The sequence below is a fragment of the Paenibacillus sp. J31P190 genome (assembly GCF_059692075.1).
In genome coordinates, this window is sequence record NZ_JCAUAS010000005.1 from 341,455 (window position 1) to 357,508 (window position 16,054).

Consider the following 16,054-nt stretch of genomic DNA (forward strand, 5'->3'; position numbering starts at 1 on the left):
AATAAATCATTTTATCCACAAAACCTCACATGAAGTTGCCATCTGGTCTTAAGCTATCCACGATAGGAGGTATTCAAATGTTACAATCATTTATTCTGATCGACGAGTTTAAACAAACTCGCTCAGCTACCTCCTCTTCGTCGTCGACTACCAATATGAATGTTACGGATAATGAAAAGGAATCCTTGCCTGAAGCGATATTGAAGGATTTGGGATTTCGCATATATGTAGCATCTAATGTAAAAGAAATTTCATTTATGATTCCCAAGGTCGATGCCGTATTATTATCAGTAGGCCCTGATCAAGTAGAGCCATGGCGCTCTCGTGTGCTTGCTCATCGCAGCCTCCCCCTTTTCTGGTGGTGCGATGCCCGCACTTTTCCTTCTAATGAATGTAGAATGGACGCGGGTATTGATGGTTTGATCGGTTCTACGATGAGTCCTCTAGAAATTCACTGTGCGCTGCTCCTTGGTGTGAATCATTACTTCCAACGAACCGAATGGCATCAAGAGCGCGAACAGCTTCTCTCCAAACTGGAGGAGCGCAAATGGGTCGATCAGGCTAAGCGAATCTTATGTGAAATCAAGGGTATCTCCGAAGCAGAAGCTTATGATTTTTTACGCAAACAAGCCATGAATGAACGTAAACGTATGGTAGACGTCGCTACCTCCATCGTCAAGGTATATCAAATACTACAGGATCAGAACCAAGGAGGTCGCAAACGATGATATCTCTATTAAAAGAAGTAGGCCGCGGAAAGCGCGGAGCCAGAGATCTTACCTATGAAGAGGCTTCCCAAGCAGCAGAGCTCATCCTAACCGGAGCCGCTACACAAGCTCAAATGGGTGCTTTTCTCGTTGCTGAACGTATCAAAATGGAATCCCCCGATGAGTTGAAGGCTTTCATCGATGCCTTGCGCCAGCGTATCCATACCTATCCGGTACCCGGCAGCATGGATTGCGCCGGACCTTATGATGGACGCTCACGCACGTTCATCGCGACTTTACCGACCGCGTTCGTTCTCGCAGCCTGCGGACTTCCCACTACGCTGCACGGCAGTCCGAGCATGCCGCCCAAATGGGGCATCACGCTGTCCGATGTGCTAGCGGCACTTGATGTACCCGCGCTTGACGCATCACGTGAAGCGCTCATATCCGCTGCAGCGCGAACAGGCTTCTTGTTCGTACCAACGGAGAGCTGGTGTGCACCGCTCGGCGAGCTGCGCGAACTGCGCAAGGAACTCGGTCTTCGGACCGTGTTCAACACAGCAGAGAAACTGCTGCGCTTTACGGAAGCACCCTTCATGGCTATCGGTGTATTTCACGGCACTGTGTTCGAGAAAATTACCAATTTATTAATCGAACTGGGCGTCTCTCGCGGTATTGTTGTGCAGGGTATGGAAGGCTCCGAAGACCTCTCCGTTGACAAACGCACACGGACATACCTTATTCAAGAGGGCGCCAGTGAATTATTCATTGTTGATCCTGAGATTTATGAATTAATGGTCGAGGTGCCGGAGGTTGAATGGACCGCTCAACTGCAAGGAGAAACGGCTCTATCCGTTCTTCGCGGAGAAGCCGAGCTCCCCTACTTGAATATGGTTTTACTGAACAGTGCTGTGCGTCTGTGGGTTTCCCAAAAGGCCGGCTCCATTGAAGAAGGTATTTATTTGGCCCGACATGCGATTGAGCAAGGGACTGCCCTACAAAAATTCACCGAGTGGACGGAAGCGATTAAGCCGGTATCTGCCACTTAATTTTTATACTTATGAAAAAAGAGCCCCAAAGGGCTCTTTTTTCATTTTCATTTTCCGATAAACTGTTGGGTAAACATTTTACCACACGGACCGCCGTTTACGATGCCGATCCCAATATGGGTGTAATCTTTGCTGAGTATATTTGCTTTGTGTCCTGGAGAATTCATCAGCGCCTCATGAGCTGCTTGTACACCTTGATTGCAAGCAATATTCTCTCCAGCCGCGTTATACGTAATACCGAATTTCTCCATCATATCGAATGGCGAACCATACGTCGGTGAGTCGTGGGAGAAGTATTGGTTATCGACCATATCTTGGCTTTTTAGTCTAGCCGTTTTGGTAAGCGCCGGATCGACAGCTAGCGGGGAAAGCCCTACAGCAGCACGCTCCTTGTTAACCAAGTCCAGCATTTGCTGCTCCTCCACCGTTAATTCCGTAGTCGATGGGACTTGCGGTTTAGGTGTAGGCTTAGGTGCAGCTGGCGGAGGAGCTGGTGTTGGTGTCTGCTTCTTGGCAATTTTTAAATTACCGTAAGCCCACAGGATGGATTGCAGTGTTTGATCATCTACATTCCCAGTCGCAGGAAGGCCATATCTGCTTTGAAACGCTTTAACACCCGATTGAGTTTGATTACCATAGTAGCCCGTAATAGGTCCGCTATAGTAGCCAAGTGACTTCAGCATCCCTTGCACCGCATAGACATCAGGTCCCTTAGCCCCTTTACCATAGGCAAAAGCGGTGGTTGTGGATGAGCAGAACAATGCGATACAGATTAGAATAATCCAGACATGCTTTTTTTTACCCTGTAACATGCGTTTACGTTCACTCCCCGTCGTCTTCAGTATCATTCGTCGCACAGTGGGCGATAGCATTAGAATGACCAAATTCACGACTATTATCCATAATAATGAAATATGAGTTGGCTATACATCAATAACCGCTCGTACGCTCGTTAAGCTGGATGTTGTTTCTCCGATATTCGCTTGGCGTAACACCTAGAAACTTTTTAAAGATACGGTTGAAGGAACTCATGGTTTGATAACCTGCCTGGAGAGCAATATCTTGAATTTTCATATCTGTTTGCATTAGCAGCTTAACCGCCTGCTTGATGCGGAACTCATTAACGAAGTCAACGAAGTTGGTTCCTGTTTTTTCCTTGAAATAAGTGGAAAGATAACCTCCGGTAATGTTAAGTTTACCGGCTATTAGATCCAATGTGATATCCTCCGAGTAATGGTCCTGTAAATAGTCGACTATAAAGCTGACGATCGGGTCGCGTTCTTCCTTTTTTAACCGGATCAACTGACCAGTTTCATTCAGGATCATCTCGAAATATTGTTCCAATTCCTCGATTGTATGCATAAGTCGGATCGATTTCGCCGAACCTGCCACATGGTTTGTTTCTAGATGCAGAGAGATTAGTATGCGCTGGACTTTATCTGTTATTTCCTCCGCAAACCGATAGAAAACAGCCGTGCTCACCTCTTTCTTTTTCATTTGCTTAAGAACACGGCGCAGCGTTTGTAGGACAAGGGTATCGTTTCCTTCCTGCAGGTTGACGTTTATTTCCTGTTCAAGGGTACCTGGGAGCAAGAAAGACTCCTCTTTTACATCCTCGTCAAATAAAATCCTTGTTTCATCGTCAAATGGGCGATGTTTGAGTAATTTCACGACTTGTTCATAGGCAGATGTCTGTTCAGAAGAATGATCGTATACATCACTAACGGCTATTGTGAAAAAAAAGTAGTCCTTATCGGTTGTCAGGACGTGCTTAATATTATTTAAAACTTCCATCCATTGCTGGGTCTGATCGTTCATATAAACAATAGACAATATTTGATCCGTTTCGATCTGAAAGGTGTGGGCACCGTTTAATTCTTTTCCCATCGCTTGGTTGACATACTCCCTAATAAAATAAGTGGCACGTTCCTTTTCCTCGCTGATATCCTGAGAAAACTGCATTTTGAAAGTTAGTTGAAACAAGACAAAGCGAAACGGCTGGTTCATTTCATCTGAAGCATGGATTTCGTCGGAATCACTATGAATACGTTTTAACCGCTTCATGTATGCGTAATAACGTAGTAGAGATGTTTTTTTCTCCAAGTTCATGTGGGCGTCCTGATTCGATTTCAACATGAAACCAATATTTTCTTTAATCAGTTCAAATTCGTTCGTGTGTTTGGCGAGCGTATTTTTTTCGTTAAAATGTCGGATCGAATCCACTATTTTTTTGACCGGATTGTTAAACCTCACGCTGAAGAAGACGGACGCTGCAATGCTTATAAGGACCGAAATGACGAGGAGCGCAATCAGTGTCATGTTCAAACGGAATACTTGAGACGAAATCGCGGCATCCGGGACAATATTGACGTACGTAAATCCAGTAACCTCCCCTTTTTTATAAAAATAGTAATTCCCGTTTTCCTTGATCCAATCTTTACCGGGTTCCAAAACCGGAAGCTGATGCCGACTGGTTGAATCGGATGAGAACAAAGGATGCCCTAGATTGTCCAACATATAAAAGTTATCGTTGATCGATTGATGAAACGCCTTGTATAACCTATTGGTATCGATAAAGGCAAGCATAATATAGTCGGGATAAAAATCGCTTTTTATCATTAAAGGAAAAACAAGGCCGGTTTGTGAAACAGGACTAAGATTGGGAGCCTCCGTAAAGGTAGCCGCCGGATACATTTTGAAGAAGACTTTTTGGTCGAACTCCCGTTTCCAGAAGTCATAGGTGTAGTCAGGATTCGTATAGAGTTGGCTGAATATCGCTTCAGGACTTGCTCCTCTTCCTTTTTCGAGAACAAGTGAATGTTTGATATCGTAGACAAACAAGTTATTTAAATAGAAACGGGGATTGGAGACCGTGTTTCGCAAATCGTCGATCACATGATTGGCGGCGACATAATCGATGGATGCTGAATCTGAATCCCGCAGATTTTTATTTAAGTACAAATTGACAATGATGCTGTTCAACAGTTGAAAATATTCTTCAAAGTCGTGAGTCGTATTGGACATATTGGTATCGTTATATTTAATCAGCTCGTCTCGTACGCTCTGTCTGAAAAATGTAAGTGAAAATAAATTAAACGAGACAAACAGGAGGATGATTACTAGGAAGCTTATCAGCAATTTGACAAAAATGGAGCGGGTATTGAGTTTCCACTGTCGTATTCTTCGCATGTTCTTGAATCCTCCTTCGTAATAAAGTTGATCATTTTATTGAAAATCGTGCTTTTTTACAGATTTTTCGAATAAATGATCGGTATTGAAAATTTTACGGATAGCCTCTTCCCATCTTACTGATTAGTATTGGTCATATGGCAGCAACAACTGAAGGTCGTGTTGATTGGCGTAACGCCAACACCTATCACCCAATTGAAAACGGTTACACCTATGTAGGTCTTTTTATAGTACATAAATATAAGGGGGAAGACAATGGAAATAATCACAGAAAATAGAATTGTGAAGAAGAAGAGAAATTCGCTCTCATCCAGGTTATGGAAAGAAAAATATTTGTATCTGCTCCTTCTGCCGGGACTTGCTTATTTCATTATTTATCGCTATGTTCCTATGTTGGGCAATATTATCGCCTTTCAGGATTTCAGTGCATTTAAAGGATTTCTTCATAGCGACTGGGTTGGGATGAAACATTTTAAGAAGATTTTTGATGATAGCGAAGTGATCCGTGTTATCTGGAACACGCTATACTTGTCCTTTTTGCAGATTGTGTTTGCCTTCCCGTTTTCGATTCTGTTGTCACTTATGCTAAATGAACTGCGCAGCGAGAAGCTGAAGCGCATTATTCAATCCATCATTTATTTGCCACACTTTTTATCGTGGGTTGTGGTCGTTGGAATCGCAACAGTATTTCTCAAATCAGAGGGGATTGCGAATCAACTATTATCGCATGTATTCGGGATGCAGCCGATTCCCTTTCTGCAGGAGCCAGGCTGGTTCATGCCTCTAATCGTTTTGGAAGTGATCTGGAAGGAATCCGGCTGGGGTACGATTATTTTCCTCGCTGCCTTATCCGGTGTGAACCCAAGCTTATACGAAGCGGCTGTTGTCGACGGTGCAAGCCGATTGAGGCAGATTTGGCATATTACGCTGCCAGCTATTCGCAGCACGATTGTCATTTTGTTGATCTTAAGGCTCGGGAGCGTCCTCGATGTTGGTTTTGAACAAATCTTCTTGATGATTAATCCGTTTAACAGGGAAATGGGCAACGTGCTTGATACGTTCGTTTACTACAAAGGTATCGAACAATCGGACTTTAGCTTCGCGACTGCGGTCGGACTATTCAAATCGTTTGTCGGCTTGATCTTGATCGTTGGGGCAAACCGTTTGGCGAAACGATTCGGTGAAGAAGGCGTCTTTTAATCATCAGAAAAGGAGGTAAAGGGAATGAATTCATATCTAAGTTGGCGAAGTAAATCGATGAATGCGCTCAATGCGCTTATACTTATTGTGATTAGCTTGATCATGCTGTTTCCGTTTTATTACATGATGGTTACTTCCTTTACGTCTTACGCAGAATTTGTACAAAAGGAATTGCTGCTGTTTCCGAAGACATGGGTGCTTGATGCTTACAATTACATTTTTGATTCCAAAGCGTTTGTCCGTTCAATTGGCGTTACTGTCTTTGTTACGATCATTGGATCGTTCATAAGTCTGCTGCTAACTTCCATGATGGCTTATGCGCTGTCGCGCCAAATATGGGGCCAACGCTTTTATTTATTCCTTGTTCTGTTTACCTTTGTTTTCGGTGCAGGCATTATCCCAACCTACTTAGTGGTAAAAGCAACACACTTGCTCAATACGTATTGGGCGCTAATCATTCCGGGTGCGATTAACTCGTTCAATTTGATCGTAATGAGGCAGTTTTTCATGGGTATCCCTCAAGATTTATCGGAAGCTGCCTACATGGATGGTGCAAATGATTTGCAAATTTTCTCCCGCATTATCATCCCTCTTTCTAAGCCGGCACTCGCGGCATTTGGTTTGTTTTACGCGGTTAGCAACTGGAACACTTATTTCTCGGCACTAATCTATATTAGTGATCCAGCAAAATGGACCGTACAGGTCATATTGCGCCAAATCGTCATTTTGGAGCAAGCTGCAGGGACACTTTCTGATGGTCACGCAATGGGATTGGCTCAAAACCCGCCGCCCGCCGAGACGATCGGCATGGCTGCTGTCCTGCTCGCAACGATCCCGATTTTACTCGTATATCCCTTTCTGCAAAAGCATTTTGCGAAAGGGGTGATGTTGGGATCAGTGAAAGGATAATGGAGTACCGATTACATATCAATGAGGAGGGTTCTACATGCAAATAAAACGTATAACTACTGTGCTACTGTCTCTTACTATGGCAACCAGTCTAGCGGCTTGTTCCAGCGGACAATCTGCAACTCCACAAGAAACCGGCAAAGCTGGGACGGATACCGGCAAAAAAGTGACAATCAACTGGTTTGAAGGTTCTTGGGAAGATCCAGTGCCGCCACCGGATAGTGAAGCGGTAAAAGCGATCAATGAAAAGTTTAAAGTTGATTTCAAGTCGCAGTACATTCCTTGGGATACATACGATGAGAAGCTTGCCGTAAAAATGGCTTCCGGCGATCTTCCGGATGTGATTGGCATGGAGGAAGTTGATTCCAACTTCGTGAAATGGGCGAAGCAAGGCGCTTACCTTCCGCTCGATGAATTTATTAAGCAATATGACACATTTAAAGCGGTTCCGGATTATGTATGGGATCCTTTGAAAGTGGACGGGAAAATCTACGGGATTCCAACCTACTTTACGGCAAAAGGCGGAAAAAAACCGCTTATCCGCCAAGATTGGCTGGATAAGCTCGGGCTCAAAATGCCAACTACCTATGATGAGCTGAAGCAAGTTGTTACGGCTTTTGCGAAGAACGATCCGGACGGAAACGGAAAGGAAGATACCGTAGGTCTAGGTCTTGCAAAAGGGATCTATTATGACCCGGGCTTTGGCGCCTATTACAGCAATACCGCATGGTATCATACGAATCCAAGTGGGCAGTTGATCCCCGGCAATATTTCTCAAGCCAATAAAGAAAAAATTCAGTTCCTTGCCGATGTTTACAAGGCAGGCGCGCTCAATAAAGATTGGGCTGTTACGAAATATAACGACGTATTTAAAGCTTTTAACGCGGGTAAAGTCGGGATTTGGTACGATCAACCGGGACCTGGCGGGCCGGGCGGCGTTGACTTTGAAGTATTGATGAAAAATGATCCGAAGGCGGTAGTCGTTCCGATTCCTCCGTTTAAAACAGCTGACGGGAATTCCGGGTATACACTAGGTACTGGCTTTTATCGTATGTATATGATTTCTGCCAAGCTGAAAAACGATCCGAATAAAGTAAAACGCATTCTGGAGATCATCGATTACTTCAGAAAGCCCGTTCCCTTCGATCAACAGAATCCGAAGAACGAATACTTCGATTGGATGAACGGTCATGAAGGCAAAGGCTATAAAATGGTTGACGGAATCGCGCAGCAAATGAAGGAAAACAGATCTAATGTAGCGCCTAACGCCTATATCTTAAACGAAGGATGGCAGACTGGCGACGACATTCTTTATGATTACGCGAAGATGAATAAAACAGCTGAAGGAAAAGTATTCAACCAAAAGCTTGCCGATCTTTTGAAAAGTTCACCGTTTTATGTAAATCCGCTCAATCGGATTCATCCACTTACATTTATGGAGAAAAAGACGGAATTGAACCAATATATTACGGATGAAACGACCAAGATGGTCGTTGGTCAAAGACCGATTTCCGATTGGGATAAGATGGTTGAGGAATGGATGGCTAAAGGTGGCAAACAAGCTATCGATGAAGTCAACAAAGAGCTAACTGATATGAAATTAAAAGGGGAATGGAAAAAATAATCCTACCCGCAGGTTAGAGACGAGAACAGCCCGATCCCAAAGACCCGGGCTGTTCTATAATAATCAAGGAGAGAACCTACTATGAAGGAGCTTACAGCTGTACTCATCGGTGCGGGAGCGAGAGGCGCCCATGGTTATGCGCCTTATGCCATCAATTACCCTCACTTATTGAAATTCGTCGCCGTTGCAGAATCGAATCCGGAGCGAAGAGCAAGTTTTGCCAAAGACCACGGAATTCCGGAGGATCGCTGCTTTGATTCCTGGGAAAAACTGCTGGAGCAGCCGCAAATGGCAGATATTGCGATGATTTGCACGCAGGACCGGATGCATTACCATCCTACACTTCAAGCATTGAACAACAAGTACCACGTCCTACTGGAAAAACCGATGTCGCCCAGTCCCAAGGAATGCTTGGAGATGGAGAAAGCGTCAAAGAAAAATAACCGTCTACTTACCATCTGTCATGTTCTCCGCTATACGCCGTTCTGGTCTGCCATTAAACGGCTGATCCAAGAGGATAGAATTGGTCAAGTCGCATCCATTCAATTAAACGAGAACGTCGGTTATTGGCATATTGCTCACAGCTTCGTTAGAGGTAACTGGAATAACTCCGATACCTCAAGCCCGATGATTCTTTCCAAATCATGCCATGATATGGATGTGCTCACCTGGTTAATGGATCAGCCTTGTGCCCGTGTCAGTTCTTACGGCTCCTTGATGCATTTTCATTCCGGGAATGCCCCTGAAGGATCCACGGATTATTGCGTTAATGGCTGCACGGTCGAATCGACCTGTCCGTATTCCGCGCCACGGTTTTACTTAGGTGAAGGAAAAGGATGGGCGAGACATTTTACAGAAGAACTGACTAGGGAAAATATCGTCAAAGGCTTGAAGGAAACCCCTTATGGACGCTGTGTGTACAAAAGCGATAATAATGTCGTTGATCATCAAGTTGTTAATATGGAATTCGCGAATGGGGCACGGCCATGTTCAGCATGTGCGGCTTCACCCGTCACCAAGAACGACGGATTCAAATTATGGGCACCAAAGGCGAGCTTCGCGGGGACGAAGACAAGTTGACACTACTAGATTTCGTCACTCATGAGGAGACGGAAATTAAAATTGCGACTCCAACAAGCGGTCATGGCGGCGGGGATTCTGGTATCGTCCACAGCTTCCTTGAGGAAGTACGGAACTACGACGGAGGAGAAAGCTTGACATCCGCATCTGCGTCCGTGCGCAGCCATTTGATGGCTTTTGCCGCAGAAGAGTCCCGATTGAATAGTGGAAAGTCCATTGATTTATCCGAATTTGTCATACATATAATGAAGCCATAGTGGAAAAGTAAACTGAGCCGATTCCCTCAATACTAAGAAAGGGAGGCGGCTCTTTTCTTCCTACCTTACTATCTCCTGCTGCATTTTTTTTATCCCGCTCATTGACTTTACCTTGAGTATCCGATAAAGTATATTTATGCTTATTTTTAGTACCTAGTACTAATATCTGATACTAACAAGGAGTGAATCATTGATGTCCATCTTTCCCCCATTACAAGCTCGAATCACTGCAATCGGCAGCTACGTCCCCCATCACATACTAAGCAACGCGGATCTTCAGGGAATGGTCGATACGAATGATGAATGGATCGTTCAGCGCACAGGGATTCGGGAACGTAGAATTGCAGCAGCGAATGAATTCACAAGTCATTTATGTATAGCAGCCGTACAAAATATGCTCACTAGATATCCGACATCACTAAGCGATGTTGATTTAATCATTGTCGCTACCCATACACCGGATCTGCCTTCCACCCCTGTCGCTTGCCAGATTCAAGCTCATTTCGGCATCCCTGAAACAGGTGCTTACGACCTCAATGCCACCTGCTCCGGGTTCGCTTATGCCCTGCATACAGCAAGCAGCTTTGTTGCTGCTGGGGTACACCGCAAGGTTCTCGTCGTCGGTGGGGATTCCTTATCCAAAATTACAGACTACACGGACCGTTCCACCTGCATTCTTTTCGGTGATGGTGCTGGAGCCGTGATGATTGAAAGAGAAGAAGAGAATCCTGCTTTCCTTGCTCACCATCTTGGATCGGACGGTACAGGCGGCAAGCACGTATACCGAACTGGACTTGCCTCAGAATTGAACGGAACGCCACTAACTGGTGATGGCAAGCTCGTCCAGAACGGCCGCGAGGTGTATAAGTATGCTGTGACGACTGTCCCGCAAGGAATCGAGAAGCTGCTCGCAAAAAGCCGTTTACCTCATACCGCAATTGATTGGTTCATTCCTCATAGCGCTAACCTTCGGATTATTGAATCCATCTGTGAAAAGAGCGGTATTCCCTTCGAAAAAGCGCTGTACAGCCTAGAATACTACGGCAATACATCCGCGGCTTCCATTCCTCTTGCTTTGGACCTAGGCATACAAGAGGGTAAGGTCACGGCCGGTGATACGCTGCTTCTTTTTGGTTTTGGCGGGGGTCTTACTCATGCGGGATTAATCATGCGTTGGGGATGATCCGCGAACGACATTCTTGCTGATCCACGGCTTGCCGGGTGTTCCTAACCGGCGTTGACGTGGATTTTGTTTCGTTATTTTCTGAATCATCGAACGCTGGTATTCACTTATCGTCTTGAGATTCTCAGCCATATGGACAGCAAGCTGCTCGGAGACTGCTGCTTGATCCGCGATCGTCTCTATGATTCGGCATAAGGCTCGCTGGCTTCTAGCCAGCGAGGTTAGCATATGCAATTCAATTCTCTCACGATTCGATGCTTTCATTATTTCCCATCCTCACCAAACGAAAATAAGTTCCCCATTCCGTTCGAACCGTCTCCCCCCGCTCCTGCTTCCGATTCATTTTGTCTAAGAAGAGCCTGCATATGTCGGTTTAAGGAGTTCTCCATCTTCGTCAAGCCATCGATGAGCTCAATCACATACTCATGAATCTCTCCGGATTGTTTCATCTGATGTTCATGCCCCTCTAAATTCGTTGAGTTAATATGATGGCAAATCCAGTTGCGCGATTTCTCTGCTTCTACAACTCTAGCTTCCAACATCAAAGCTATTTCTTGCTGCAGCTTTGCTGTAGCATCCAACATTTTCAAATATAGATCATTTCTATTCAAGGCGTATCCCTCTATTCTTCATCTTCAGGATCTTTCATTTCTTTCATGACAATTTCCGTTTGCTGCGCGATTGCCTCTTCCAAATTAGCTAAGCTATTTAAATAAGCCGTTATATTCTTAGTTAGTTGTAATGCTTGCTCCTGCAGCATGCCTATGCCATCGAAATTAGGATGCGAGTCAGGTATATCGTTGGCAATGGTGGCCATTTGTGTCGAAACACTTCGGTGTGTCTCCAAGATTCTAGACATCTCACGATGCGATGCTGCAATGTGGGAAATAATCTTTGTCACTCGCTGTTCCAAGCTCTTTCGCCTCCAACTCCACTTTTTCACTCTAAGTTATGCAGCAATGCAGAGAACGGTGACTCCGGAAGCTTCACGCCCGGCCTTATATGAAGCTGTGGGGGTCAACGCCCCATTTATCAATAAACTTCTGGCGATTTTGCTGCAGCAGCCCTTGAACAGCCTCTTGACCCTTTTTGCTAAAGCTTGCACTGCCATGATGGAAGATGAAGCAATCCCCTGTTATAAGCAATCGATATCCAGCAAGCCGAGCCCGATAGCATAAATCATCGTCTTCGAAGTGCCCTGGGGAGAATCTTTCGTCCATAAAGCCGACTTTATCTAACAATTCCCTTTTGAAAAGTAAGCAGATCCCGACCAAGCGTTCTGTTTCCTGCCATAAAGAAGTATTCATGTTGTTATATTTCGCTGCCATGTCGGCTATGTTCGTAAATGGTTCCTGAATCTGCTGTTTACCGCTCGCATAGTTCGTCACAGGACCTACCATGCCTATGTCCTCACTGCTATATAAACAGCGCAGCAAGTTATCCAACCAATTCGGAGTCACGATGGTATCGTTATTGAGCAGCATCAACGCATTTCCCGTCGCAATGTGAAGGCCATAATTACAAGCTGCGGGGAAGCCGCGATTCGTAGGAATTGAAACCAGCTTCAACCGCTCTCTATAGCAGTACGCCAGGGTTCCATCCTGTGATCCATTATCCACCACGATAATTTCAAATGGAACTGAAGTATGGCTGCGAATTGAAGCTACACACTCTTTCAGTAAAGTAAGCCCATTGAAAGTAGGAATAACGATACTGGTTACCTGCACGCTCCCTCACCTCTCCAGAAATTTCCTTTTTCTAATGATATCAGGAAACACGATTCGCTCACCTTTCATCTTCATCGCAAGCTCCAGCGCCTCTACATGATCGCCAATAATCATGCGGGCAACCGGGTTGTCTTCCCCTTTATTGTGACTTCGGATTTTGTTCATAGATATGACGTTAACGCTTGTTGGAGCTGTAATTCGTAACCCAGTCAGAATCGCGTTTACCTGTGCTTTGGGCGGAACCATTAACTCGGAACATCCGATATGCTCCAGCGCCTTCCTCGATAGAGCATGCGGAATGGCCGTGAGCGAGTTCGCATTCAATTCCGGTCTTTTCAACGTTATGTTAAGAAACCGTTTCATCACGGTTACGGAATCCCAGAGTGAAAATGTAGGTAAATACGGTGTTATGTTGTTTAGAGCAATATCGGAGCCGCGTTCAACCTCATAGATAAAAGGAATAAGTTTCTCGGCCTCCACGACAAAATCTCCATCCAAAAAGAGCAAAATATCCGATTGCGACAGTTTGGCACCTATCGATCTCCCGACATCATGGCCCAACGGATCGGGGTAATGAATTATGAGAGCATGCGAGTGCGCTCTTACCTTCTCTAAGGTGCGATCACTCGACCCATTCACTATAATGATGATTTCATCCAAAGGTAGTCGATTTAGCTGCTCCATTACCTTTACAATGGTATGCTCTTCATTCATCACACTCACTATCGCGCCAACGGAACGCGCTGTAGGGATAAGCATCCAATCGGGGACATTCAATTTAGCAGCTTTACAGTAACCTTTTACATACCCTTTTGACGCTGCTTCATAGCTTAGTGAGTTGGCAGCAAGTAACCGGGAATTCACCCGGTGTACCCAAAGGTTATTGAGTGCTTTCTTTTGATAAGGCTCCTTCGTAATATTGTGCGCGAGCGCATCTTGTTGACCCGCTCGTTCCCCCCAATTTCTCCAGTATAACTGGGTTCTTGTTAGGGAAGGAGTGTGCTTAGCAGGGGAGCGGAGCACTGATTTCTTAAGCCGGGTTCTTTTTTTTTTCACCACCGCAGACAGGGGTTGAGGGTTTCGTTTCTTGATGCTCAGCTTCATGTGATCACCTCATCATTTCTCTAATACGCAATTGGTCATGCATACTCGCTCTTTCATCAGAGGATTGGATCAGCCACCAAATAGCTTCCAAATGATCACCGATAATCAGATCACCTATAGGATCTACATCTTTGGCCCTTCTTCGGATGCGATTTCTGAGTCCGACTTGAATAAGCTGCGCTGCCTTGATTTGAAGTCCGCGTTGTACAGCTATTACTTGAGCCAATGGTGGAACTGCTAGGTTCTCAGCTCCAATGGTGTCGAGCGCTTTGCGACTAATTGCGTGTGGGATCGTCGTCATGGAGGCGCCTTGTAAGTCTGGTCGGCCCAGTATCGCATTAAGCGCGTGTTTGGCTAGAACGACCTTATGAACATTCGCTTTCGTTATAATTCCGTTATATTTATTTAATGCTACATCCACGCCTTGCTGCACAGCTCGGATCAGTGGGATCGTTTCTTTGGCAGATACAACAAAATCGGCATCAAGGAATAGTAGGATATCCCCTTTAGCTTCCATAGCACCTATGCTTCTCCCAACATCATGTCCTAGCCGTTGACTAAACGAGATAACCCTCGCCCCTAATTTCGTCGCTACACGTTTACTACCATCCGTAGAACCATTATCAACAACAATAACTTCTGTTTGTGGATGCACGCGGAAAGCTTCCCGAATGACTTTGGCCAAGGTACGAACTTCGTTGCAAACCGGAATGATGACCGATACTTTAGGCTGATGCTGAGACAAGGTGACGCAGGAGATTGGCTGCTTCCGTTTCCGCTGAATACGCTGGTTTCTCAATTCGTTCTCAACTCCTGTCCATGGCGGAATACCTGCTTTATATATTCTATGATTGCAACAGAAAGGAGACAGGGCAGAAGCCGTACAAGTAGAAAACAGGCATTTGTACAGCCTATCCTTAAGCTTGTCACATGCCAAACATGAAGCGTAAACAAAGATGCCTCCGCTTCATTCCATAGCGAATGAAGCGGAGGCATCTTTGTGAATAGGCTACTCTATTTTCGAAAAATCAGCTTGCGTAAAAATCGCTATGACTTGACCATTGTTTTTGGCAAACATCGTAAGGGCTGTGGTTGAACTATGATTAATATTGGTCACTAGCTGTAAGAAAAATGGCGCGTAATTCGTAAACATATCCGGGATCGTTCGAATGGAATTAGGGTGCGACTCACTGTCCAAATGGTAGAGATACAGAAAGGTATTTCCATGCGGATTTTTTCCTTCAATTAATATATCAAATTCCTCAGCACCTAAGTTTTGTATCGTTAAATCGATGGATTGAATGTATGTTGAATTAATGGCATGATGTTCATTCGCATGGACTCGGAAAATGGACATAGCTGAACCCCTCCTTTTACAAGCTCGCTATCAGGGTATGAATCTGAAGTGAAAGTGTACGGGCATTTCAACGTCACATGGTTAAAATACTAACTATTTTGAATGAGTTCCATATAAATAGATTCTTTTACTAAGAGAATAGACCAAGCAGATTAATAGAGTTTGCATACATTATTCTAACAAAGGGGGTGATTAAAAATGACATTCTCCATTCAAGATTTTGGTAAAAGCAATGCTGCTCAATTCTTCAACTCTACCAGTATCGCAATCCCAGCTTCTCCAACTGCTGTGAAGATTGCAGAATTCGGGCTTTCTGTCGTTTCAGGTGGTCAGGTCATCTTAGAAGCAACTGTCGGAACGCAAGCAACTCTAGGATCTCCTGATATTTTGTATACAATCGTACGTGGAAATACAGTGATATATACCGTTAAGGCATCTGATCTGACGGCAAATAAATTTGACGAAGCAGGATTTAACTATACGGATACTGGCCCCTCAAACGGTTATTTTGCTTATAGTCTACTAGTAGAAATCACCAACTCCATTTCAACAAACACAGCTAACGTAATTGGACCTATTGCCTTTAGTGGTCTTTCCTTAGTTTAACGAAAATTAAGAAGACAGCTGCACAGTCAGCTGTCTTTTTTTTGGCAAATACATAGAAGATG

General features: G+C 44.7%; 16 protein-coding genes and 1 pseudogene. 8 read left to right on the forward strand and 9 right to left on the reverse strand.

The features are described from left to right. The first annotated feature begins 77 nt into the window (after nt 1-77). On the forward strand, nt 78-728 hold the full coding sequence (locus AC58U0_RS13120) for an ANTAR domain-containing response regulator (RefSeq protein WP_497379434.1): 651 nt from the start codon (nt 78-80) through the stop codon (nt 726-728). After that, complete coding sequence (locus tag AC58U0_RS13125; protein ID WP_497379435.1) at nt 725-1,756, forward strand: anthranilate phosphoribosyltransferase; 1,032 nt, start codon at nt 725-727, stop codon at nt 1,754-1,756. Before AC58U0_RS13120 ends, AC58U0_RS13125 begins: the two co-directional genes overlap by 4 nt. Nucleotides 1,757-1,803: 47 nt before the next feature. On the opposite strand, the gene AC58U0_RS13130 is transcribed toward AC58U0_RS13125, so the two are convergent. Both AC58U0_RS13130 and AC58U0_RS13135 read right to left on the reverse strand, forming a co-directional pair. Next, nucleotides 1,804-2,568, reverse strand: a complete 765-nt coding sequence (locus AC58U0_RS13130; RefSeq protein ID WP_497379436.1) for a peptidoglycan-binding protein — start codon at nt 2,566-2,568, stop codon at nt 1,804-1,806. Between the two features lie 118 nt (nt 2,569-2,686). Then, nucleotides 2,687-4,945, reverse strand: a complete 2,259-nt coding sequence (locus AC58U0_RS13135) for a helix-turn-helix domain-containing protein (RefSeq protein ID WP_497379437.1) — start codon at nt 4,943-4,945, stop codon at nt 2,687-2,689. Nucleotides 4,946-5,200: 255 nt separating this feature from the next. Here AC58U0_RS13135 and AC58U0_RS13140 point away from each other — a divergent pair, with 255 nt between their 5' ends. From AC58U0_RS13140 to AC58U0_RS13160, 5 genes and pseudogenes are all read left to right on the forward strand, one after another. Further along, nucleotides 5,201-6,145, forward strand: coding sequence for an ABC transporter permease (locus AC58U0_RS13140; RefSeq protein WP_497379438.1), 945 nt, complete (start codon nt 5,201-5,203; stop codon nt 6,143-6,145). Between the two features lie 24 nt (nt 6,146-6,169). Then, entirely contained in the window at nt 6,170-7,054 is an 885-nt protein-coding gene (locus tag AC58U0_RS13145; RefSeq protein ID WP_497379439.1) for a carbohydrate ABC transporter permease, read from the forward strand. Nucleotides 7,055-7,091: 37 nt separating this feature from the next. Continuing rightward, on the forward strand, nt 7,092-8,678 hold the full coding sequence (locus tag AC58U0_RS13150; protein ID WP_497379440.1) for an extracellular solute-binding protein: 1,587 nt from the start codon (nt 7,092-7,094) through the stop codon (nt 8,676-8,678). An 81-nt stretch (nt 8,679-8,759) separates the two neighbouring features. After that, a pseudogene (locus AC58U0_RS13155) lies at nt 8,760-10,015 on the forward strand (Gfo/Idh/MocA family protein). A 193-nt stretch (nt 10,016-10,208) separates the two neighbouring features. Continuing rightward, nucleotides 10,209-11,198: a ketoacyl-ACP synthase III gene (locus tag AC58U0_RS13160; protein WP_497379441.1), complete on the forward strand. Its 990-nt coding sequence runs from the start codon at nt 10,209-10,211 to the stop codon at nt 11,196-11,198. Here AC58U0_RS13160 and AC58U0_RS13165 read toward each other — a convergent pair. The 7 genes from AC58U0_RS13165 to AC58U0_RS13195 form a co-directional block, all read right to left on the reverse strand. After that, nucleotides 11,178-11,462 carry a hypothetical protein gene (locus AC58U0_RS13165; protein WP_497379442.1) on the reverse strand — a complete coding sequence of 95 codons (285 nt, stop codon included), beginning with the start codon at nt 11,460-11,462 and terminating at the stop codon, nt 11,178-11,180. The two genes, AC58U0_RS13160 and AC58U0_RS13165, sit on opposite strands and share 21 nt — an antisense overlap. Beyond that, a complete protein-coding gene (locus AC58U0_RS13170) occupies nt 11,462-11,809 on the reverse strand; it encodes an alpha-helical endospore appendage domain-containing protein (protein ID WP_497379443.1) in 348 nt (115 codons plus the stop codon). Before AC58U0_RS13170 ends, AC58U0_RS13165 begins: the two co-directional genes overlap by 1 nt. Nucleotides 11,810-11,820: 11 nt before the next feature. Further along, a complete protein-coding gene (locus AC58U0_RS13175) occupies nt 11,821-12,111 on the reverse strand; it encodes a nucleoside-diphosphate sugar epimerase (RefSeq protein WP_307446869.1) in 291 nt (96 codons plus the stop codon). 85 nt (nt 12,112-12,196) lie between these two features. Beyond that, nucleotides 12,197-12,925 (reverse strand): glycosyltransferase family 2 protein, encoded by a 729-nt coding sequence (locus tag AC58U0_RS13180; protein ID WP_497379444.1) that lies wholly within the window; start codon nt 12,923-12,925, stop codon nt 12,197-12,199. A 6-nt stretch (nt 12,926-12,931) separates the two neighbouring features. Next, nucleotides 12,932-14,029, reverse strand: coding sequence for a glycosyltransferase family 2 protein (locus AC58U0_RS13185; protein WP_497379445.1), 1,098 nt, complete (start codon nt 14,027-14,029; stop codon nt 12,932-12,934). A gap of 4 nt (nt 14,030-14,033) precedes the next feature. Next, nucleotides 14,034-14,828: a glycosyltransferase family 2 protein gene (locus AC58U0_RS13190; RefSeq protein ID WP_497379446.1), complete on the reverse strand. Its 795-nt coding sequence runs from the start codon at nt 14,826-14,828 to the stop codon at nt 14,034-14,036. A 210-nt stretch (nt 14,829-15,038) separates the two neighbouring features. Next, nucleotides 15,039-15,386 carry a hypothetical protein gene (locus AC58U0_RS13195; protein ID WP_497379447.1) on the reverse strand — a complete coding sequence of 116 codons (348 nt, stop codon included), beginning with the start codon at nt 15,384-15,386 and terminating at the stop codon, nt 15,039-15,041. A 198-nt stretch (nt 15,387-15,584) separates the two neighbouring features. Between AC58U0_RS13195 and AC58U0_RS13200 the strand changes: the two genes are divergently transcribed. Then, the gene (locus AC58U0_RS13200) at nt 15,585-15,992 is read left to right on the forward strand and encodes a hypothetical protein (RefSeq protein WP_497379448.1); all 408 of its coding nucleotides are present in this window, start codon (nt 15,585-15,587) and stop codon (nt 15,990-15,992) included. Nucleotides 15,993-16,054: the final 62 nt, after the last annotated feature.